This window comes from Nocardiopsis sp. TSRI0078, assembly GCF_001905145.1.
In the GTDB taxonomy this organism is placed as follows: Bacteria; Actinomycetota; Actinomycetes; order Streptosporangiales; family Streptosporangiaceae; genus Nocardiopsis.
Window position 1 is genome coordinate 188,326 of the sequence record NZ_LWLB01000012.1, and the last position, 21,295, is coordinate 209,620.

The following is a 21,295-nucleotide window of genomic DNA, read 5'->3' on the forward strand; positions in this document are numbered from 1 at the left end:
GGCACCGAGGGTTCCCGCCTTCCAGGCGCACGGACGGGGAAGGGCCCCACGCCGCGGGCGTCCGTTGAGGGCGGTGCGGTGCGGGGCGACGGGCGGGCAAGGCGAAGCGGAGCCCCGGAAAAGCACGACCGAAGGGAGCGGTTGACAGGAGAGGTCCCCACCAAGGTGCGACACCTGAATCTTCGAGTGCGTGACAGGTCCTTCCGCATGACCACAGCGGTCCTCCCTCGTACGCACGGCGCCACATGCGCGCACGATGACGACTTCACGTATCCACACGGATGGAGTTCACCCTGATGGGCATCCGACTCGGAGATAACCAGTACGGCAAGGCCGAGGTCCGCCTCGTCCACGTCAACCGCGACACCGACGTCCACCGGATCAAGGACGTCAACGTCACCTCCCAGCTGCGCGGGGAGCTGGAGTCGGTCCACACCGCCGGCGACAACAGCACGTGCCTGCCGACCGACACCCAGAAGAACACCGTCTACGCCAAGGCCCGCGAGTGGGGCGGCGTCGGCGCCATCGAGGAGTTCGCCCTGCGCCTGGCCCGGCACTTCGTGGACGAGCACTCCTACGTGCACGGGGCCCGTCAGGAGGTCCAGGAGTACTCCTGGGACCGGATCGAGACCGCCGGCGGCCCGCACGACCACGCGTTCTCCCGCCGGGGCGCCGAGACCCGCACCACGGTCGTCAACAAGGACGGCGACCGCGAGTGGGTGGTCTCCGGCTTCGAGGGCCTGACCGTGCTCAAGTCCACCGGCTCGGAGTTCCACGGCTACCCCAAGACCAAGTACACGACGCTGCCGGAGACGACCGACCGCATCCTGGCCACCGACGTCACCGCCCGCTGGCGCTACGTCGGCGTGGACCACGACTTCGACGCGGCCTACGCCTCCATCCGCGCCCTGTGCCTGGAGGCCTTCGCCGATACGCACAGCCTGGCCCTGCAGCAGACCCTCTACGAGATGGGCAGGGCCGTCCTGGAGGCCCACCCCGAGGTCGCGGAGATCCGCTTCTCCATGCCGAACAACCACCACTTCCTGGTGGACCTGTCCCCCTTCGGCCTGGACAACCCGAACGAGGTCTTCTTCGCCGCCGACCGGCCCTACGGCAAGATCGAGGCCACCGTCGAGCGCGACGACGCCCCCGACGCCGGAGACGCCTGGAAGGCCGTACCGGGCTTCGTGTAGCCCCTGGTCCCCGGGGCCCGCCGTGCGGCCGGGCCCCGGTCCCTCCCCTGCCATGCCCGGGGGTCCTCCCCCCGGTCCCCGGCCCGCTCACCGCGGCGGGCTCCCCGGCCTCGGCGTGCCCGGACCACGGGCCGCCCTGCCGGTGCGACACCACCGGGCCGTGTGCCCGAGATCCCGGCCCCCTCCCGGGTGGCCGCCAAGCGCAAAGGCTGGAAACTGGCCATGTCGAACAGTCCGTCCACGAAGGACCCGGCCACAACGAACGCCTCACCCCCCGCCCGCCCCGAGGACGAGAAGCTGCCCCTGCGCCTGCTGCTCGTCTACGGGCTCCAGCACATCCTGACCATGTACGCCGGCGCGGTGGCGCCCGCCCTCGTCATCGGCGCCTCCGCCGGACTCGCGAACGACCCGGCGGCCATGGGCATCCTGGTCAGCGGCGCGCTCCTGGCGGCGGGCTTCGCCACACTCCTGCAGACCGTGGGCCACCGGCGCGTCGGCGCCCAGATGCCGATCGTGGTGGCCTGCTCCTTCGTCCCCGTCAGCGCCATCACCGCGCTCGCCGCGGGCCAGAACGGGGAGAACCTGCCCGTCGCCTTCGGCGCCTCCCTCGCCGCCGGGCTCTTCGCCCTGGCGCTGACGCCGTTCTTCGGGCAGCTCGTCCGCTTCTTCCCCCCGATCGTCACGGGCACCATCATCACCGTCATCGGCGTCAGCCTGATGCCGGTGGCCGCCCGGTGGATCATGGACGGGGCCACCCGCACCCTGGAGGACGGCTCCTCCGTCCCGGCCGCGCCGACGGCCAACCTCGCCCTGGCGGGACTGACCCTGGGGGTCATCCTCGTCGGCTCCCGGGTTCTCCCCGGCATCTGGGGGCGGCTGTCCATCCTGCTGGGCCTGCTCGTGGGCACCCTGGCGGCCCTCCCCCCGGGCATGGCCGACTTCAGCCGGATCGGCGAGGCCGACGCCGTGTTCGACCCGACCTCGCTGTTCTACTTCGGCGCGCCCCGGTTCGAGGCCGCCGCGATCATCACCATGTGCGTCATCATGCTCGTGGTCCTGACCGAGGGCGCCTCGCACATCATCGCGGTCGGTGAGATCACCGGTTCCGAGGTGGACGCCAAGCGCATCTCCGCGGGTCTGCGCGCCGACGTGAGCGGCTCCCTCATCGGACCGATCTTCAGCGCCACCCCCACCAGCTCGTTCGCGCAGAACATCGGCCTGCTGGCCCTGACCAAGGTGCGCAGCAGGTACGTGGTCGCCACCGGGGCGGGCATCCTCATCGCACTCGGGCTGTTCCCCGTGCTCGGCGGCGCCATGGCCGCCATCCCCACCCCCGTGCTCGGCGGGGCGGGCCTGGTCCTGTTCGGCAGCGTGGCCGCCAGCGGGATCAAGACCCTGGCCAAGGTGGACTTCACCAACAACCTCAACCTGGTGCTGGTGGCGGCCTCCATCGGCGTGGCGGTCATCCCGCTGGCCTACCCGACCTTCTACGCCCACCTGCCCGAGTCGGTCGAGCTGATCGCGCACTCGGGCATCATCGGGGCGGCCGTCGTCGCGATCGTGCTGAACGTGTGCTTCAACGTGGTCGGCCGCGGCCGGGACACCGCCTCCCCGACCGCCATCGACACCGAGGAGATCGGCAGCGCCGGCCCCGGCGAGGCCAAGTACACCGACCAGGCGGGCGCGGCCTACCGGCGCGACGGCGCCGAGGACCTGGGAGAGCCCCGGCCCTGACCCCCGGACGGGGGGAGGGCCCCGCGTGCGGGGCCCTCCCCGTGCCGGTGGGGGCGGGACGCGCGTCCCGTCCCCACCGGCACCGGCAGGGACGAACACGACCGACGCAGACGAACACAGACGGCACGGACACCGGTGTTCCGTTCAGAAGGGCTGAATGGTATCCCTGGGAACGTGACCGACTGGGATCTGCGCAAGCTCCGCGTCCTTCGCGCCCTGGAGGAGTTCGGGACCGTCAGGGCCACGGCCGAGGCCCTGAACATGACCCCCTCCGCCGTGTCCCAGCAGCTCTCCTCCCTCTCCCAGCAGGTGGGGGTCGCGCTGCTGGAGGCGCACGGGCGAAGGGTCCGCCTCACCGAGGCGGCGCACGCCCTGCTCCGGCACACCGACATCGTGCTCGCCCAGCTGGAGCGGGCCGAGGCCGAGCTGGACGGCTTCGCCCGGGGCGAGGCCGGGCACGTGCGCGTCGGCGCCTTCGCCACGGCCATCCCCAGCCTCGTGGTCCCCGCGCTGAACACGCTCCGGCGCGATCACCCCGGCCTCACGACGAGGGTGCACCAGGCCGAGGCCGCCGAGGTCTACGACCTGCTCTCGGCGGGCGAGATCGACATCGGCCTGTCGCTGGCCGCCCAGGCCCCCAACGGCCACGACGGCCGCTACGAGCGGCGCGAACTGCTCACCGACCCCCTGGACGCGGCCCTGCCCGTCCACCACCGCCTGGCCACCTCCCGGGCCCTGCGCCTGCGCGACCTCGCCGAGGAGCCCTGGATCTACGGGGCGGCGGGCCCCTGGCGCGACATCACCGTCGCCGCCTGCGCCCAGGCCGGCTTCGTGCCCGAACAGGCGCACGTGGCCTCCGACTGGAGGGCCATCCTCGACATGGTCGCGGCGGGCATGGGCGTCGCGCTGGTCCCCCGGCTGGCCGCCGCGGACGACACCCCCGGCGTCAGCCTGCGGGTCCTGCGCTCCGACCAGCCGCGCCGCCACGTGGTCTGCGCGGTGCGCTCCGGCTCGGGCGGGCGGCCGCAGACCGCCGTGGTGCTGCGCGCCCTGGCGGACGCCGCGGCCGGGCTGGGCGGCGACATTGTTCAGCCCACCTGAACAGAGTGATCGGAAAGTTTCGCTAGACGTAACAGTTTCTCTCTTGGGACTCTGGAAGACATCCGACAAGTCCACCTTTGGGAGAAACATGAGCGGGGCCCAGCCCACCGATCCACGTGCCTACAACGCCCAGCCCTACTCGGGCGGCGACCCCTACGCCGACTACCGCCACACCGACCTCGACTTCTCGGCCCGGGTCGACCTGGCCGACCGCCGCCTGGGCGCCGGCGTCGTCGCCGCCAACGACGAGTTCTTCGCCCACCGCGAGAACCTGCTGCGGACCGAGCCGGCCGTGTTCGATCCGCACGCCTTCGGGCACAAGGGCAAGGTCATGGACGGCTGGGAGACCCGCAGGCGCCGTGGCGTGAGCGCGGACCAGCCGCACCCCGCCGACGACGACCACGACTGGGCCCTGGTCCGCCTCGGCCTTCCCGGGGTGGTCCGGGGCGTGGTCGTGGACACCGCGCACTTCCGCGGCAACCACCCCCGCGAGATCAGCGTCGAGGCCACCCGCCTGGCGGGCACCCCCACCACCGACGACCTGCTCAAGGCGGAGTGGACCGAGATCGTCCCCCGCACCCCCGTGTACGGGCACGCCGCCAACGGCTTCACGGTGGAGGCCGAGCGCCGGTGGACCCACCTGCGCCTCAAGCAGTTCCCCGACGGCGGCGTCGCACGCCTGCGCGTGTACGGCGACCCCGTTCCCGACCCCGACTGGCTGACCGCCCTCGGCGGCTTCGACGTGGCCGCCCTGGTCAACGGGGGCACTGTCGAGGACGCCTCCGACCGCTTCTACTCGTCGCCGGACAACATCATCTCCCCCGGGCGCTCCCACAAGATGGACGACGGCTGGGAGAACCGCCGCCGCCGCGACACCGGCCACGACTGGGTGCGCTTCCGCCTCACCGCCCAGGCCTCGGTCCGCGCCCTGGAGCTGGACACCTCCTACTACAAGGGCAACGCCGCGGGCTGGGTGACCGTCCTCGGCAGGGACGCCCACTCCGACGCCCCGGACGAGTGGTTCGAGATCGTGGGCCGCACCCGCCTGGAGCCCGACAGCGCCCACCGCTTCGTCCTGGACGCCCCGGTCACCGCCACCCACGTGCGCACCGACGTCTTCCCCGACGGCGGCATCGCACGCCTGAACGTCTTCGGCTCGCTGACCGGGACCGGCACCGCCGAACTCCGGCGCCGCTGGGACGCCCTCGGCGGCTGAGGCCCGGCAGCCGCGACGACGCCTCCGGGCGCCCCCGTCGCGGCTGCGGTTCCTCCTCCGCGCAACCGGGGCGGGTGGCACCGGCGTGCCACCCGCCCCGGTCCGTGGAAGGGGCCCGGAGTCCTACTCCCGCACGAGCATCCGCCCGGCCGTACTGTCCGGGCCGACGTCCTCGCCGCGCAGGACGGTGCGCCGCACGCGTCCGAACAGCTCCGCGCCGTCGTAGGGGCTCACCGGGTTGCGGTGCCGGAGCTCACGCACGTCCACCCGGAAGGACTCCTCCGGGGCGAGCACCGCGAAGTCGGCGTCGTGGCCCGGGGTGAGGCCCCCCTTGCGACGCAGGCCGGCCACACGCGCGGGACCGGCGGACATCCACCGCACCACGTCCTCCAGCGGCACGCCCCGTCGGCGCGCCTCGGTCCACACCGCGGAGAAGCCGACCTGGAGCCCGGACACCCCGCCCCACGCGGTACCGAAGTCACCGGTGTCCAGGTCCTTGAGGTCGGGGGTGCTCGGCGAGTGGTCGCTGACCACGCAGTCGATCAGCCCGTCCGCGAGCGCCCGCCACAGCAGGTCGCGGTTGGCGGAGTCCCGGATGGGCGGGCAGCACTTGTACTGGGTGGCTCCGGCGGGCACCCCCTCCGCCTCCAGGGTGAGGTAGTGCGGGCAGGTCTCCACGGTCAGCGGTACACCATCCGCCCGGGCCTGGGCGATCAGCGGCAGCGCGGAGGCACTGGACAGGTGCAGCACGTGCACCCGTGTCCCGGTGGCCCTGGCCGCCTCGATCACCCGGGCGATCGCCGCGTTCTCGGCGGTGTCGGGCCGCGAGGCCAGGAAGGCGGCGTAGTCGCGCCCAGCGGCGGAGGGCGCGTCCTCCAGGACGGAGGGGTCCTCGGCGTGCACGATGAGGCGGCCGCCGAACTCCCCGATCGCCTCGGCCGCCGAGAACAGCTCCTCCGGGGACAGGTGGCCGAACTCCTCCACCCCGGACGGGGACAGGAACGCCTTGAACCCGTACACCCCCTCCTGCCAGAGCGCGGCGAGCTCCTTCGTGGCGCCGGGGCGGCTGTTCTCGGGCACGGCGCCGCCCCAGAAGCCCACGTCCACGGCGAGCTTGCCCTCGGCTGCGGCGCGCTTGGCCTCCAGTCCGCCGACGGTGGTGGTCGGCGGCACGCTGTTGAGCGGCATGTCCACCAGCGTGGTGATCCCGCCCAGGGCGGCGGCGCGGGTGGCGGAGGCGAAGCCCTCCCACTGGGTGCGGCCCGGCTCGTTGACGTGCACGTGGCTGTCGACCAGTCCGGGCAGCAGCACCTCGTCGTCGGCCAGGACGATCTCGCGGCGGGCGATGAGGGCGGCGTCATCCCCGGACAGGACGCTGGCGACGCGCCCGCCGCTCACCCCGACGGTGACGGGGCGCTCCCCCTCCGGAGTGAGGGCGCGGCGGGCGCGGACGGCGAGATCGTGTCGGGTCATCGGTCCTCCTGTCCGACGCGTCGGCTGGCCAGGGCGGCGAGCGTACCGGTGTCGGTTCCGGTGGCCTCGGCCACCTCGGCCTCGTCCAGCGCACCGCAGCGTATCCCGCTCACCAGGGCCGAGGCCAGTGCCTGGGCGGTGGCGGGCTCGTCCAGCACTCCCCCGGAGACGGCGCCCAGGTAGGAGCGCAGGCGCGCCGCCGCGGGTGCGAAGGCCTCCCGGTAGAAGACGTAGGTGGCCAGGTATCGGGTGGGCAGCTGGTGCGGGTGCAGGTCCCAGCCCTGGTAGAAGCCGCGCTCCAGGGAGCGGCGGACCAGGGAGGCGTGCAGCAGCCAGGCGGCGTGCACCTCCTCGGTCCCGCCGACGGGCAGCACGTTGGTGGAGCCGTCGGAGAGCCACACCCCGGTTCCCGCGGCGGCCACCTGCATCACGGCCTTGGCGTGGTCGGCGACCGGGTGGGCCATGCTCTGGTAGGCGGCGGTGATCCCGCAGGCGGCGCTGTAGTCGTAGGTGCCGTAGTGCAGGGCGCTGACCCGGCCCTGGCCGGCGCGGATCATGCGTGCGACGGCGACCGTGCCGTCGGGCAGCAGGATCGACTGCGGGGTCTCGATCTGCAGCTCGAACCGCAGGCGGCCCTCAGGCAGGTCCAGGCGCTGCTCCATCTCCTCGGCGAGCCAGGCCATCGCCTCGACCTGCTCCACGGAGGTGATCTTGGGCAGGGTGAGCGCCAGCCCGTCCGGCAGGGCGCCGAGCTCCTCCAGGAGGGTGTGCAGGAACAGGGCGAGGCTGCGGGTGCCGCGCGCGCGTCCGGCGGCCTCCATGCCCTTCATCCGGACTCCGAAGACGGGCGGGGCCTGTCCGGCCCGGGCGTCGGAGCACAGGGCCTTGGCCGCCGCGACCACGTCGTGGTCCTCCTGCGCGTCGCCCCGGTCGCCGTAGCCGTCCTCCAGGTCCACGCGCAGGTCCTCGACCGGCTCGCGGACGAGCTTGTCGCGCAGGCGGGGCAGGACCCCGGCGACGGCGTCCTCCTCCACGCCGGTGGCCTCGGACAGGGCCGCGGCGTCGGGCGCGTGTTCGTCCAGGCAGGCCAGAGCCGCCTCCCCCCACTCCCGGGCCAGGCCGGTCCGGATCCGGTCCGCGGGCACGTAGACCGTGTGCACGGGCTGCCGCCCTCCGGAGGGCCCGGGGTAGTCGAGGGCGAGCCGGGCGTCGGCGTCGGCCAGGCGCGCGTTCAACCCGGCGGTGAGCACGTCCAGCCCCGACACGGGGTCCGTGCGCGGGTTCTCGGGCCGGTCCTCTTCCACGTGTGTGTCCTTTCCCCCAATATTTTCCCTATCGCGGATACTAACTTTTGCTATCCGGAATAACAAGAAGCACAGGAGTGTCCGCGAAGGAGAGCGAAGCGCCCGCAGAAGCGGACCGCCGCCGCCCCACGTGCTATAGAAGAAGTGATGCCGGGAACCGCCCTCGCATCCACGAAGGCAGGAACCCGAACCCACGGCCCTCAGCATGGGAGCACGATCGTTGTCAGCCCCACATACCCCTCTACACATCGATGAGCAGGGAAAACGCGAACGTTCCAGCGGCGTGCAGTCCCTCGACCGGGCCTTCTCCCTGTTGGAGATCATGGCGGACGCGGGCGGCGAGACCTCGCTGAGCCAGCTGGCCGACTCCTCCGGGCTGCCCCTGCCGACCATCCACCGCATCATCCGCACCCTGGTCGGCAACGGATACGTGCGCCAGCTCCCCTCGCGCCGCTACGCGCTGGGACCGCGCCTGATCGGCCTGGGCGACAAGGCGTCGCAGATGCTGGGCACCTGGGCCCGCCCGCACCTGGCGCAACTGGTCGAGGACCTGGGCGAGACGGCGAACCTGGCGATGCTGGACGGCGACAAGGTCGTCTACGTGGCGCAGGTGCCCTCGCAGCACTCCATGCGCATGTTCACCGAGGTGGGCCGGCGCGTACTGCCCCACTCGGCGGGCGTGGGCAAGGCCCTGCTGTCCCAGCTCGACGACGAGGAGGCACTGGCCACGGTGCGCCGCACGGGCATGCCCGCCGCCACCGAGCGCACCATCACCGACCCCGGCAGGTTCATGGACGAGCTGCGCCGGATCCGCTCGAACGGCTTCGCCATCGACGACGGGGAGCAGGAGGTCGGCGTGCGCTGCGTGGCCGTCCCGGTCGTGGGGGCGCCCTCGGGGATGGCGGTGTCGGTGTCGGGGCCCGAGGCCCGCGTGAGCTGGGAGTTCGTGGACCGGGCAGCGCCCATCGTGCGCCGCTGCGCGGCCATGCTGGCCACCGACCTGAACAACCAGGCCTAACCGGCCGGCCGTGACCGTCGCCGGTGCGGCGTACGGGCCCGGCCGCAGACGGTCCTGCTCCTGGTGCCGCTCGCGGCGCCCCGGAGTACCACCAGGAGCAGGGCCACGGCGCGTGGGACGGGCCGGAGCGCGTGCCCCGGCCCGCCCGGAGGCGGGAGAAGGCCCCGGACGGGCACCGCCTACGTCTGCTGGTCGAAGCCCAGCCTGCGCAGCTGCTTGGGGTCGCGCTGCCAGTCCTTGGCCACACGCACCCGCAGGTCCAGGAACACCCGTCGGCCCAGCAGGGCCTCGATCTGCTTGCGGGCCTGCGAACCCACGTCCCGCAGCCGCGAGCCCTTCGAGCCGATCACGATCGCCTTCTGGCTGGGCCGCTCCACGTACAGCGACGCGTAGATGTCCACCAGTTCCTTGCCCGGACGGGTGTTCTCGCGCTCGTACATCTCGTCCACGACCACCGCGATGGAGTGCGGCAGCTCGTCGCGCACGCCCTCCAGGGCCGCCTCGCGCACCAGCTCGGCCACCAGCATCTCGTCCGGCTCGTCGGTCAGGTCGCCGCCGGGGTACAGCGGCGGCCCCTCCGGCAGGTGCGAGCACAGCACGTCGGCGACCGTCTCCAGCTGGAAGTCCCCCTGGGCGGACACCGGGACGATGTCGGCCCACTCCCCCAGCTCGTCGACCGCCATCAGCTGACGCCCCACGGCGTCCCTGCCCACCAGGTCCGTCTTGGTGACCAGCGCGACCACGGGGGTGTTCGTCTGCTCCGCCAGCTCCTTGGCGATGTAGGTGTCGCCCCGACCGATCGGCTCGTCGGCGGGCAGGCAGAACGCGATCACGTCCACCTCGACCAGGGTGGACCGCACCAGCGAGTCCAACCGCTCGCCGAGCAGGGTGCGCGGCTTGTGCAGGCCGGGCGTGTCCACGATGATCAGCTGCGCGTCGGGCCGGTGCACGATCCCGCGCACCGTACGACGGGTGGTCTGCGGCCGGCTGCTGGTGATCGCCACCTTCTGCCCGACCAACGCGTTCATCAGGGTGGACTTGCCCACGTTCGGGCGGCCCACGAAGCACGCGAACCCGCTGCGGAAGCCCTCCGGGTGGGAGGGCATCTCCAGCGGTACCCGCAACTTCTCCAGGTCGAGCTCGTTCATCGATCCTTCTCAGCGCCGGGTGATGCTCGCGGGCACCCCGTCCGGGGCGGCGATCACCACCACCTGGGTCTTCAGGTCGTCCGCCACCGCGCGGTCGTCCTCGGTCAGCTCCACGGCCTCGGTGACCACCGCGGCGGCCTCCAGAGCCGAGGCCTCGCTGGAGACGGCCGCGGCCACGGCGGCCTGGAGCGCGCTCAGCCGCAGCGAGGGCAGCGACACCGTCGTGGCCACGTAGGTGCGCCCGGTCTCGTCGCGTACCGCCGCGCCCTCCACCGCCGCGTTGCGGGCACGCGAGGCCCGCGCGAGGGTCACGAGCTTGGCGTCCTCAGGGTCCAGCCCCGTCGTATCCGTCACTGGTCCATGCTCCTCATGTCGTCGTTCTCGGCCTGGGACGCCTCCCCGGCGCCGTGGGGCAGGCGCTCCACCAGGACCGTGGTCATCCGGTTCCGGCGGCTGCTCTTGCCCTCAAGGGTGAGCCTGAGACCAGCGTATTCGGCCTGGGCCCCGCCGACCGGCACCCGGCCCAGCACGAAGGCCACGAGTCCGCCCACGGTCTCCACGTCCGGCACGTCCAGGTCCCGCTCCGGGAACAGCTCGTCCAGCTCACCCAGCGGCAGGCGCGCGGTCACCCGCACCCGGTCGTCGTCGAGCCAGACCACCGGCGGGATCTCGTGGTCGTACTCGTCGGTGATCTCACCGACGATCTCCTCCACGATGTCCTCCAGCGTGACCAGCCCCGCCGTGCCGCCGTACTCGTCGATGACCACGGCGACGTGGTTGCGCTGCTTCTGCATCTCGCGCAGCAGCTCGTCGATGGGCTTGGTGTCGGGGACGTAGGTCGCCTGGCGCATCACGTCCCCCGCGGTGAGCGGCACGTCGCCCCGGCTACCCGCGGCCGCCGCCCAGCGGTCGCGCAGCCGCTCCACCAGGTCCTTGAGGTAGACGATGCCCACCACGTCGTCCTCGTCCTCACCGGTCACCGGGATACGCGAGTACCCGCTCGACAGGGCCAGGGCCAGCACCTCGTCGGCGTCCTCGTCGCGGCCGGTGAACACGATGTCGGGGCGCGGCACCATCACCTCGCGCACGGAGGTGTCGTCGAGCTTGAAGACCGAGTGGATCATCTGGCGCTCCTCGGGGTCGATGACCTCCCCCTGCTCGGCCAGGTCGACCAGCTGCCGCAGCTCCACCTCGGTGCTGAAGGGGCCCTCGCGGTCGCCCTTGGCGCGCGGGGTGAGCGCCCGGCCCGCCCCCACGAGCAGCTGGGCGATCGGGCCCACCACGACCTGGACCGGGTGGACGACGGTCGCGCTGGCCCGGGCGACCGGCCCGGAGAACTGGCGGCCCAGGATGCGCGGGGCGATCGCGATCAGCACCGACTCCACCACGACCATCGCCACGGCGGTCAGCGCCAGCGCGGGCCAGCCCAGTCCGAGCAGGAACACCATGCCCACGGCCGCGGCCAGCACCGCGCACACCTCGCACACCACGCGCAGGAACAGCAGCACGTTGAGGTGGCGGGTGGGGTCGTCCATCACCCGCTCCCAGCGGCGGTCGGCCTCGGCGGCGCGCTCGGCACCGCTCACCGCGGGCAGGCCCACGGACATGACGCGCGTGACGGCCACCTCGGCCGCGACCAGGAAGCCCGCGACGGCGGTCAGCGCGAGGGCCACCGCGAAGGCGGTGAGCCACTCGACGGGCTCCCCCGTGGTCAGCGGGGCGACGTCGGGCCACTCCGACGGGCTCATCGGGTGCTCTCGTCCCCCTCGGTCCCGGCCGCCTCGCGCTCACGCCAGGCGGCGAGGATCTCGCCCTGCAGCCCGAACATCTCCTTGTGCTCGTCGGGCTCGGCGTGGTCGTAGCCCAGCAGGTGCAGGATGCCGTGGGTGCACAGCAGGTCGATCTCGGCCTCGGTACTGTGCCCGGCCTTCCTCGCCTGGCGCTCGGCGACCTGCGGGCAGATGATCACGTCACCGAGGACACCCGGCTCACTCGTGCGGCCGGGACCTCCGGGACGCAGTTCGTCCATGGGGAAGGAGAGCACGTCGGTGGGCCCCGGCTCGTCCATCCACCGCACGTGCAGGTCGGTCATCGGGTCCTCGTCGACCAGCACGACGGACAGCTCGGCCAGCGGGTGGACGCGCATGGCGTCGAGCACGTGCCTGGCCAGGCGGGAGAGCCTCTCCTCGTCCACGCTGGCGACGCCGGACTCGTTGGCGACGTCGATACTCATCGGTTGCGGCTGCCTCACTTGGGATCGCGGCGGCCGGGCGGCGCGCCCGGCCGGTGGTACGGCGCGCCCGGACGGCGCGCCCGTGGCACTCGAACCGGTGGGCCCACCTCGGCGGGCCCACCGGTTCGAAACGCCTACCGGCTCAGTCTGCCTGTTCCTCGGGCCCGGTACGGCCCGTCTCCGGCTCCGTCGGGGCGTCGGCGGGCCCGCGCCGCTCGGATCCGCCCCGGGAGCGGCCGCCGCCGGGGCCCCGGCGCTCCCCGCGGGAGGCGTCCTGGGCGGCGTCGTAGCGGCCGTAGGCGTCCACGATCTTTCCGACCAGCTTGTGCCGGACGACGTCGTCACTGCTCAGGCGGCAGAAGGCGATGTCGTCGATGTCACTGAGAATGTTCTCGATGGTGCGCAGTCCGCTGGTCTGCCCGCCGGGCAGGTCGACCTGGGTGACGTCACCGGTGACCACGATCTTGGAGCCGAAGCCCAGCCTCGTGAGGAACATCTTCATCTGCTCGGGCGAGGTGTTCTGGGCCTCGTCCAGGATGATGAAGGAGTCATTAAGCGTACGCCCGCGCATGTACGCCAGGGGGGCGACCTCGATCGTCCCGGCCGCCATCAGCTTGGGGATGGAGTCGGGGTCGAGCATGTCGTGCAGGGCGTCGTACAGCGGACGCAGGTAGGGGTCGATCTTGTCGTAGAGGCTGCCGGGCAGGAAGCCCAGCCGCTCCCCCGCCTCCACCGCCGGGCGGGTGAGGATGATCCGGTTGATCTCCTTGTCCTGGAGCGCCTTGACCGCCTTGGCCATCGCCAGGTACGTCTTGCCGGTACCCGCGGGACCGATGCCGAACACCACGGTGCGCCGGTCGATGGTGTCGACGTAGCGCTTCTGGTTCAGCGTCTTGGGCCGGATGGTCTTGCCCCGGTTGGACAGGATGTTGGTGGTCAGCACCTCCGCGGGCCGCTCCGCGCCGGGAGAGCCCAGCATGTGGACCATGCGTTCGATGGTGTCGGGAGTGACGTGGGTGCCGCTCTTGGCGAGCTCGATCAGCTCCTCCACGAGGCGGACCACCACGGCGGTCTCCTCGGGGCTGCCGCTGATGGTGAACTCGTTGCCGCGCACGTGGATGTCGCTGTCGAAGGCCCGCTCCAACGCCCTGAGGAGTTCGTCCCCCGAGCCCAGCAGGCTGACCATCGTGTGCTCGTCGGGCACCACGACCTTGACCTGTGTGTCCCGTGGCGGGTGCGTGTGCGTTGTCTCGGACATGGTCTGGCCTGGCGGCCGCTGTCCCTACCCTTCGGTCGGACGCCTGCCGCCCCTTTCGGGCGGCGCGTCTCGTGGACGGTTCCCGACACCGCGGACGACGGCGTCGGCCCGGACTCCTCGCCGGCGTTCCCAGCGGTCACACCGAACCCTCGAAGCCCACGGCCCCGAGTCTATCAACGCGGCTCCACCCCGCTCGATCGGTTATTTCCCGGCCCTCTCGGGGCTCTGGAGTGGGCACGGGCGCCCGCGGGACCACCGGGACGCCGGGCCGCCGCCCCGGCGCGTCCGGGCGGGGCCGGAGCGGACACGGCCTACCCGGGGGGCCAGTTCAGGCCGCGGCCGCCGAGCAGGTGCCCGTGGAGGTGGAAGACCGTCTGCCCGGCACCGCTGCCGGTGTTGAAGACCAGCCGGTACCCGAGGTCGGCGACGTCCTCGGCGGTGGCCACCGCGTGCGCCTCGCGGACGATCTCGTCGATCAGGCCGGTGTCCGCGGCGGCGGCGGCGTCGGCGGTGGGATAGTGCTCGCGCGGGATGATCAGCACGTGGGTGGGCGCCTGGGGGTTGATGTCGCGAAAGGCCACCGTGCGCTCGCTCTCGCGGACGATCTCGGCGGGTACCTCCCCCTTCGCGATCTTGCAGAAGAGGCAGTCGTCCTGGGCCATCGAGAACCTTTCCGTCCGTGCGGCCGCCGTCATGGCCGCCGCCTCACGTTGTCCGGGACCATGATGCCGCAGGTCGACCGTGGACGAACTACTGGAAACAACCTTTTCGTGATCTTCCGGAAGCCTGTTCGGCGTTGGCCTGAGTTCCAGTCGCGATAGGCTTTCCACCCGTGCGCGTCAGACCGTCGGCTCCGTCCGGCCGCGGCCGTGTTCCCACGTGTTCGGATGCAAAACGCACGTCTACCTGGAAAAGAAGAGGTATGCCCTTTCGTAAACCCCGCGACAAGGGTGTGCGTCGAACTGATGTGACGACAGAAACCATGGTGGCTGGAGCCACCACGGCCCCCCTCTCGGTGGAGTGGGACGCCGACCACGCCGTGACGGAGCTCTACCGGGAGCACTATCGTCCGCTCGTTCGGCTCGCCGCACTGCTCGTCCGCGACCACGCGACCGCGGAGGAGGTCGTCCAGGACTCGTTCGTCGCCATGCACAACGCGTGGCGCCGCCTGCGCGATCCGAACAAGGCACTGTCCTACCTCCGCCAGGCCGTGGTGAACAAGGCCAGGTCCGTGCTCCGCCACAGGGCGGTTGTGGAGAAGCACGCCCCCAAGGCCCTGCCCGACGCACCCAGCGCCGAACATGGCGCTCTGAACATGTTGGAGCGCGAAGCCGTCATTCGCGCTCTGCGCAAACTACCCAACCGTCAGCGAGAGGCCATCGTGCTCCGGTACTACGGCGACCTGTCCGAGGCACAGATCGCGGATGCCATGGGGATCAGCCGGGGCGCGGTCAAGAGCCACACGTCCCGCGGTATCTCCGCGCTCCGCTCTGTTCTGGAGCAGACGACATGACCAGCCCGACAGATCCGACGAACGACCCGTTCGAGGAGCAGCTCCGCCAACTGCTCAAAGCCGAGGCCGACACGGTCACGACCTCGCCCGAGGCGTTGAACCTGATTCGTGAGCGCACCGAGCGCAACCGCGGTTCGATCTGGTTCGGCCTGCCCTGGCTGCGTCCCGCGCTGGCCGTGGCGGGGGCCACCCTGATCGCCGCCTCCGTGATCATGTCCAGCCCCCAGGTGCGCGACCACGTCCTGGAGATCGTCCCCGCGGGCGCCGACCGCGAGGGCACGCTCACCGACCAGGGGCGGGGCGACGACGTTCCCGTTCCCGAGGCCTCCACCGGCTCCGTCGACGGGGCCACCCAGCCGGAACCGGCTCCCCCGGAGAAGCCGACGGCCCCGCCCAGCCCCGAGGTCGAGGAGGCGGACCCCACCTCCGAGGAGGCCCCGGAGACCGCATCCACCACGTGTCCGAGGCCCGTGGAGAAGCCCTCCCCGACGGCGGCCGGCGGCGGGGACGGCGAGGGGGCCGCGGCGACCGGCGGCGGGAAGGACTGCGAGCCGTCCGAGAAGCCCAGCCCCGACACCGGCGGTGACGGCGGTGACGGTGACACTGGCGAGACCGGCACCGGCGGCGACACCGGTGAGGGCGGGACCGGCACCGGCGGCGGCACCGACGACGGTGGGAGCGGCCCCGGCACCGGTACCGGCGGCGGTGAGGAGACCGGCGGGACCGGCGGCTCCGACACCACCGGCGACGACACCACCAGCAAGACGGTGACGGGGAACTGACCGACCCGCACACACGCTGAGAGGCGCCCCCGACCCTCGGGTCCGGGGCGCCTCTCGGTGTCCGCGGCCTCGCCGTCCTCGGGCGAGGGGTCCGGGACGGCCTACCAGCGGCCGGTGCGCGCCTGGAGCACCGCCAGCGCCGCGACCCCGGCCGTGGAGGTGCGCAGCACGCTCGGGCCCAGCAGCGCCCGGACCGCGCCCGCTCCGGTGAACGCGTCGAGTTCGGCGTCGGAGAAGCCGCCCTCGGGACCGACCACCAGGACGACTCCCTGTCCCTCGCCCGTGGGCGGTTCCAGCTCGGAAAGGCGGCTGTCGCCGTCCTCGTGCAGCACGATCCCCAGGTCGGCGGCGGCCAGCAGGTCGGCCACCGCGGAGCGGTCCGCGAGGTCGGCGACCTCGGGCAGCCGTCCGCGCCGGGCCTGTTTGGCGGCCTCTCGGGCGGTGGCACGCCACTTGGCCAGTGACTTGGCCGCCCGCTCGCCCTTCCAGCGGGTGACGCAGCGCTCCGCCGCCCAGGGCACGACCGCGTCGACCCCGGCCTCGGTCATCATCTCCACGGCCAGCTCGCCGCGGTCGCCCTTGGGCAGCGCCTGGACCACGGTCAGACGGGGGCGGGGAGCCGGCTCCTCCCGGCGCTCCACCACCGCGCAGACGATGTGGTCCCTGTCCACGGCGGCCACGGTGCAGCGGGCGACCAGGCCCCGGCCATCGGACACATCGACGGTCTCGCCCTTCCGGACGCGCCGCACCACGGCGGCGTGACGGCCCTCGGCGCCGCCCACCGTCACCTGGTCGGCCGCGAGCTCCGCGGTACCGACCAGGAAGACCGGCGGTGTCACTTGGCGCCGAAGGCGTCGCGGATCTTGGAGAAGAAGCTGCCGTGTCCGGGACTGAAGCGGCCCGGGGACTGGTCCTCACCGCGCAGTTCGGCGAACTTGCGCAGCAGCGCCTCCTGCTCCTCGTCCAGCTTGCCCGGGGTCTCCACGTCCACGCGGATGCGCAGGTCGCCCCGGCCGCCGCCGTCGAGGTGGCTGACGCCCTTGTTGGGCAGGGTGATGACGTGGCCCGAGTTGGTGCCCGGGCGCAGGTCGATGTTCTCGGTCCCGTCCAGGGTGTCGAAGGCGAAGGACGCGCCCAGCGCGGCGGCCGTCATGGGAACGGTCACCGTGCAGTGCAGGTCGTCGCCCCGGCGCTCGAAGGTGGGGTGCGGGCGCTGGATGATCTCCAGGATGATGTCGCCCCGAGGTCCGCCGTTGGGGCCGACCTCCCCCTCGCCGGCGAGCTGGATGCGGGTGCCGTCGTCGACGCCCGCGGGGATCTTGACGGTCCGGGTGACCTTCTCGCGCACACGGCCCTCGCCCGCGCAGTCGCCGCACGGGTTGGTGATGACCGATCCCTGGCCCGAGCACTGGGGGCAGGGGCGGGAGGTCATGACCTGGCCCAGGAAGGACCGGGTGACCTGGGAGACCTCTCCCTGGCCGTGGCACATGTCGCACGTGGTGCGGTGCGACCCGGCCGCGGTCCCCTCGCCCTGGCACGTCTCGCACAGGATGGCGGTGGGGAAGGTGATCTCCTTGCTGACCCCGAACGCGGTCTCCACCAGGTCCAGCTCGACGCGGATCTTGATGCTGCGACCGCGGCGAACCCTCTCCCGGGGGCCGCGCCCGCCGGGCTGGCCTCCGCCGAAGAACGCGTTCATGATGTCGTCGAAGGCGAACCCGCCCGCGCCGCCGAAGCCTCCGGCGCCGCCGCCACCGCCCGGGGCGTACGGGTCCTGTCCCATGTCGAACATCCGACGCTTGCTCTCGTCGGAGAGGACCTCGTAGGCCTGGGTCACCTCTTTGAAGCGCTCCTGGGTGGCCGGGTCCGGGTTGATGTCCGGATGCAGCTCGCGCGCGAGCCGCCTGTAGGCCTTCTTGATCTCGTCCTTGGACGCGTCCCGACGCACCCCGAGAACCTGGTAATAGTCTCTGGCCACTGAGTTACTGTCCTGCCAAAATCTGTCCGATGTACCGAGCCACGGCGCGTACTGCTCCCATCGTCCCCGGGTAGTCCATCCGGGTGGGCCCCACCACGCCGATCTTGGCGAGCGACTGGTTTCCCACACCGTAGTCGGCCGAGACGACGGAGGTGGACCTGAGTCCCTCGTGGAAGTTCTCCGCGCCGATGCGCACCGTGAGCATCGACGGGTCCTTCGCCTCCCCCAACAAACGGATGAGGACCATGTTCTCTTCCAGTGCCTCCAGGACGTCCCTCAGGCTGGCGGCGAAGTCGACGGCGGCGAGGTTGGCCGTCCCGGCGAGGACGATCTTCTCCTCGTGCCGCTCGACGAGGCTCTCCAGCAGGACGGAGAGGACCGACACCGCCATCTGGCGGTGTTCGGGCGGGACCTGGGAAGGCAGGTCCTCCACGGCGTCGGGCACGTCACCGAGATGGAGCCCGGAGATGGCCCGGTTGAGCATGCCGCGGAGGTCGTTGACGGCGGTTTCCTTGATCTCGCCCAGACCGTCGATGACGCGTTGTTCGACACGGCCCGTGTTGGTGATCACGACCATCATGACCCGCTGTCCCCCGAGGGGGATCAGCTCCACGTGCTGGACCGACGAGCGGGTCAGCGAGGGGTACTGGACGATCGCGACCTGACGGGTGAGCTGGGAGAGGAGCCGCACGGTGCGGGCGACGATCTCGTCGAGGTCGACGGCGCCGGTGAGGAAGGACTCGATGGCGCGCCGCTCCGCGGACGAGAGCGGTTTGACCGAGGAGAGCCGGTCGACGAAGAGCCGGTACCCCTTGTCCGTGGGCACCCGGCCGGCACTGGTGTGCGGCTGGGTGATGTAACCGTCCTCCTCCAGGGCGACCATGTCGTTGCGGATCGTCGCCGGGGAGACCCCGAGCCGGTGACGGTCGGCCAGGGCCTTGGACCCCACCGGCTCGTTGGTGTTGACGAAGTCCTCGACTACGGCACGCAGGACCGCGAGCTTGCGCTCATCCAGCAACTCGCCACCTCCTGGCACTCCATGGTCCTCAGTGCTAATTCTATGCCCGGCCGCAAACCCGGTCGGCTACCCGCGGGTAGAACAACGGGAACCGGCCTCTTCCTTCCTTCTTCCCACGGGATCGGCGGCACGCACCACCGCGGCCGGGAACCGGGGCCCTCCACCAGTAGACTGCACGACCGTGGCAACCAAGGGAACCAGCCGTTACGGCCGCGACGTGCTCGCCGGGGACTGGCGCAGGCCCGGGAAGAGGGCCGTGCCCGAGATGCCCCTGGCCCGGGACCTGGTCGTGGAGGACGCCGACGAGACCTTCTGCGGAGCCGTGGTGGCCTGGGACAAGGCGACCGTGACCCTGGAGGACCGGCACGGCCGCCGCCGGGTGTTCGACCTCGCACCGGCCGCCTTCCTGGTCGAGGGCGAGCCGGTCACGCTCGTGCGCCCCGCCGCTGCTCCGCGGGGGCCGCTGCGCAGCGCCTCCGGGTCGGTGGCGGTGACGGACGCGCGGGCGCGCACCGCCCGGGAGAGCCGCATCTACGTGGAGGGCGTCCACGACGCCGAACTGGTGGAGCGGGTCTGGGGCCACGACCTGCGCGTCGAGGGGGTGGCCGTCGAGTTCCTGGAGGGGATCGACGACCTGCCGTCGATCGTGGCCGACTTCTCACCCGGGCCCGGCAGGAGGCTGGGAGTCCTGGTGGACCACCTGGTCCCGGGCTCCAAGGAGACCCGGATCGCCGAACGGGTGCGCGGCGAACACGTGCTGGTCGTCGGCCACCCCTACGTCGACGTGTGGCAGGCGGTGCGGCCGCGCGCCGTGGGCATCGCGGAGTGGCCCGAGGTACCGCGCGGTGTTCCCTGGAAGGAGGGGGTCGTGCGGGCTCTGGGGTGGAGGATGGAGACGGGCGAGGCGTGGCGCCGGATCCTGGGATCGGTCCGTACCTATGCTGATCTGGAGCCGGCCCTGCTCGGCCGGGTGGAGGAGCTGATCGACTTCGTCACCGGACCGCACCCCGACCTCCCCTAGAAGCACCGCGCGAAAGGAACGGCGGCAGGACCTAGGATTCTGCCCAGAGCGAGGTGTCGGCGCCGCCGGCGCCTCGGGTCCCCCGCCTCCGGCCCTGCGCGGTCGTCGGTACAGCCCGGTAGTACAAGAACCGCCCCCCACCAGCGGAGCCAAGGAAGAGCATGAGCGAGACCCCGACGAACCCCCCTTCCCCGGAGGACCCCCACCAGGGGAGGCAGCCGGACAGCGGGCAGGACGGGCAGGACGAGCACGGACAGCGGTCCCAGGAACCGGACCAGGAGAGGCGCCAGCCGGAGTACGGGCAGCCGTCGGGGGCCCATCCCGCCTACGGACGGCCCTCCGGTGCGCAGTCGCCGTACGCGCCCCAGCCCGACCAGGGACAGCAGCCCCCGCACGGACAGCCCCAGCAGCCCGAGCACGGCCAGCCTGCTCCCGGGCAGCCGTCCGGGGCGCAGCCGGGCTACGCGCCTCCCCCGGAGTACGGCCAGCAGCCCCCGTACGGACAGCCCCAACAGTCCGAGTACGGCCAACCCGCCCACGGACGGCCCTCCGGCGCGCAGTCGCCCTACGCGCCCCAGCCCGACCAGGGACAGCAGCCCCCGTACGGGCAGCAGCCCTCCGGCGGCCAGCCCGGATACGGACAGCAGCCCAGTTTCGCTCCTCCCCCCGGCTCCGAGCAGCCCGGGTACGGCCAGCAGCCTCCGTACGGGCAGCCCCAGCAGCCCGGGTACGGGCAGCCGTCCGGGGCGCAGCCGGGCTACGCGCCTCCCCCGGAGTACGGCCAGCAGCCCCCGTACGGACAGCCCCAGCAGCAGGGCCACGGCCGGCCCGGGTACGGCCAGCCGCAGCCCCAGTACCCGGGGGCTCCGGCGGCGTACGGGCAGCCGGGTGCTCCCGGCCTGCCCCAGCAGCAGCCCGGCGGCGACAACGGCACGCTGGTGGCCATGCTCGCCCACCTGTCGGGGTTCGTGATCGCCTGCCTGGGCTGGATCCCGCCGCTGGCGGTCTACCTCGCCAAGCGCAACCAGTCGCCCTTCGTACGCCATCACGCGGCGGAGGCGGCGAACTTCCAGATCACGCTGCTGATTCCGTACGCCATCGCCTGGGTCGCCTTCATCGGACTGGGTATCTTCTCCCCAGAGCTGTCCTGGATCGGTTCCCTCCTGATCGCCCTGATATGGATCGTCGCCATCGTTTTCGGCGTCATAGGTGCCAGCGGCGCGAACAAGGGGACGTGGTACCGCTATCCGGTGAGTATCCGCCTGCTGAAGTGATCCCCGCCCGCACGTAGTCCGACGCATCCGC

The 21,295-nt window shown here is 72.1% G+C and carries 20 protein-coding genes; 9 read left to right on the forward strand and 11 right to left on the reverse strand.

Annotated features, from left to right (window positions below; translation table 11 throughout):
- The first annotated feature begins 296 nt into the window (after positions 1 to 296).
- From pucL to alc, 4 genes are all read left to right on the forward strand, one after another.
- Positions 297 to 1,193 carry a factor-independent urate hydroxylase gene (pucL, locus tag A6A08_RS11250; protein ID WP_073702790.1) on the forward strand — a complete coding sequence of 299 codons (897 nt, stop codon included), beginning with the start codon at positions 297 to 299 and terminating at the stop codon, positions 1,191 to 1,193.
- Between the two features lie 222 nt (positions 1,194 to 1,415).
- The gene (locus A6A08_RS11255) at positions 1,416 to 2,927 is read left to right on the forward strand and encodes a nucleobase:cation symporter-2 family protein (protein ID WP_073702503.1); all 1,512 of its coding nucleotides are present in this window, start codon (positions 1,416 to 1,418) and stop codon (positions 2,925 to 2,927) included.
- Between the two features lie 174 nt (positions 2,928 to 3,101).
- Positions 3,102 to 4,028 (forward strand): LysR family transcriptional regulator, encoded by a 927-nt coding sequence (locus A6A08_RS11260; RefSeq protein WP_073702504.1) that lies wholly within the window; start codon positions 3,102 to 3,104, stop codon positions 4,026 to 4,028.
- Positions 4,029 to 4,116: 88 nt separating this feature from the next.
- Positions 4,117 to 5,244: an allantoicase gene (alc, locus tag A6A08_RS11265; RefSeq protein ID WP_073702505.1), complete on the forward strand. Its 1,128-nt coding sequence runs from the start codon at positions 4,117 to 4,119 to the stop codon at positions 5,242 to 5,244.
- A gap of 123 nt (positions 5,245 to 5,367) precedes the next feature.
- On the opposite strand, the gene allB is transcribed toward alc, so the two are convergent.
- Positions 5,368 to 6,717, reverse strand: a complete 1,350-nt coding sequence (allB, locus tag A6A08_RS11270) for an allantoinase AllB (RefSeq protein WP_073702506.1) — start codon at positions 6,715 to 6,717, stop codon at positions 5,368 to 5,370.
- Positions 6,714 to 8,021 (reverse strand): DUF6986 family protein, encoded by a 1,308-nt coding sequence (locus A6A08_RS11275; RefSeq protein WP_073702507.1) that lies wholly within the window; start codon positions 8,019 to 8,021, stop codon positions 6,714 to 6,716. The genes allB and A6A08_RS11275 overlap by 4 nt, the downstream gene beginning before the upstream one ends.
- A 283-nt stretch (positions 8,022 to 8,304) precedes the next feature.
- On the opposite strand from A6A08_RS11275, the gene A6A08_RS11280 reads away from it, so the two are divergent.
- A complete protein-coding gene (locus A6A08_RS11280; protein WP_073702508.1) occupies positions 8,305 to 9,039 on the forward strand; it encodes an IclR family transcriptional regulator in 735 nt (244 codons plus the stop codon).
- A 179-nt stretch (positions 9,040 to 9,218) separates the two neighbouring features.
- Here the strand turns inward: A6A08_RS11280 and era are convergent, their stop codons facing one another.
- The 6 genes from era to A6A08_RS11310 form a co-directional block, all read right to left on the reverse strand.
- On the reverse strand, positions 9,219 to 10,187 hold the full coding sequence (era, locus tag A6A08_RS11285) for a GTPase Era (RefSeq protein ID WP_073702509.1): 969 nt from the start codon (positions 10,185 to 10,187) through the stop codon (positions 9,219 to 9,221).
- 9 nt (positions 10,188 to 10,196) lie between these two features.
- The gene (locus A6A08_RS11290) at positions 10,197 to 10,541 is read right to left on the reverse strand and encodes a cytidine deaminase (RefSeq protein WP_073702510.1); all 345 of its coding nucleotides are present in this window, start codon (positions 10,539 to 10,541) and stop codon (positions 10,197 to 10,199) included.
- Entirely contained in the window at positions 10,538 to 11,935 is a 1,398-nt protein-coding gene (locus A6A08_RS11295) for a hemolysin family protein (RefSeq protein ID WP_073702511.1), read from the reverse strand. Before A6A08_RS11295 ends, A6A08_RS11290 begins: the two co-directional genes overlap by 4 nt.
- Positions 11,932 to 12,420, reverse strand: a complete 489-nt coding sequence (gene ybeY, locus A6A08_RS11300; RefSeq protein ID WP_073702512.1) for an rRNA maturation RNase YbeY — start codon at positions 12,418 to 12,420, stop codon at positions 11,932 to 11,934. Before ybeY ends, A6A08_RS11295 begins: the two co-directional genes overlap by 4 nt.
- A gap of 142 nt (positions 12,421 to 12,562) precedes the next feature.
- Entirely contained in the window at positions 12,563 to 13,678 is a 1,116-nt protein-coding gene (locus tag A6A08_RS11305; protein ID WP_073702513.1) for a PhoH family protein, read from the reverse strand.
- Positions 13,679 to 13,989: 311 nt separating this feature from the next.
- Entirely contained in the window at positions 13,990 to 14,340 is a 351-nt protein-coding gene (locus tag A6A08_RS11310) for a histidine triad nucleotide-binding protein (protein ID WP_073702514.1), read from the reverse strand.
- 320 nt (positions 14,341 to 14,660) lie between these two features.
- Here A6A08_RS11310 and A6A08_RS11315 point away from each other — a divergent pair, with 320 nt between their 5' ends.
- Entirely contained in the window at positions 14,661 to 15,191 is a 531-nt protein-coding gene (locus A6A08_RS11315) for a SigE family RNA polymerase sigma factor (protein ID WP_073702515.1), read from the forward strand.
- Positions 15,188 to 15,973, forward strand: a complete 786-nt coding sequence (locus A6A08_RS11320; protein WP_073702516.1) for a hypothetical protein — start codon at positions 15,188 to 15,190, stop codon at positions 15,971 to 15,973. Before A6A08_RS11315 ends, A6A08_RS11320 begins: the two co-directional genes overlap by 4 nt.
- A gap of 101 nt (positions 15,974 to 16,074) precedes the next feature.
- Here the strand turns inward: A6A08_RS11320 and A6A08_RS11325 are convergent, their stop codons facing one another.
- Genes A6A08_RS11325 through hrcA form a run of 3 tightly spaced genes read right to left on the reverse strand, consistent with a single transcriptional unit; the run spans position 16,075 to position 18,969 of the window.
- Positions 16,075 to 16,812 (reverse strand): 16S rRNA (uracil(1498)-N(3))-methyltransferase, encoded by a 738-nt coding sequence (locus A6A08_RS11325; RefSeq protein ID WP_073702517.1) that lies wholly within the window; start codon positions 16,810 to 16,812, stop codon positions 16,075 to 16,077.
- A complete protein-coding gene (dnaJ, locus tag A6A08_RS11330) occupies positions 16,809 to 17,951 on the reverse strand; it encodes a molecular chaperone DnaJ (RefSeq protein ID WP_073702518.1) in 1,143 nt (380 codons plus the stop codon). Before dnaJ ends, A6A08_RS11325 begins: the two co-directional genes overlap by 4 nt.
- Before the next feature lie 4 nt (positions 17,952 to 17,955).
- Positions 17,956 to 18,969 carry a heat-inducible transcriptional repressor HrcA gene (gene hrcA / locus A6A08_RS11335; protein WP_073702519.1) on the reverse strand — a complete coding sequence of 338 codons (1,014 nt, stop codon included), beginning with the start codon at positions 18,967 to 18,969 and terminating at the stop codon, positions 17,956 to 17,958.
- A 181-nt stretch (positions 18,970 to 19,150) separates the two neighbouring features.
- Here hrcA and A6A08_RS11340 point away from each other — a divergent pair, with 181 nt between their 5' ends.
- Together A6A08_RS11340 and A6A08_RS29240 are read left to right on the forward strand one after the other, a co-directional pair.
- A complete protein-coding gene (locus A6A08_RS11340) occupies positions 19,151 to 19,990 on the forward strand; it encodes a DUF3097 domain-containing protein (protein WP_073702520.1) in 840 nt (279 codons plus the stop codon).
- Between the two features lie 944 nt (positions 19,991 to 20,934).
- Positions 20,935 to 21,264 (forward strand): DUF4870 domain-containing protein, encoded by a 330-nt coding sequence (locus A6A08_RS29240; protein ID WP_073702791.1) that lies wholly within the window; start codon positions 20,935 to 20,937, stop codon positions 21,262 to 21,264.
- Positions 21,265 to 21,295: the final 31 nt, after the last annotated feature.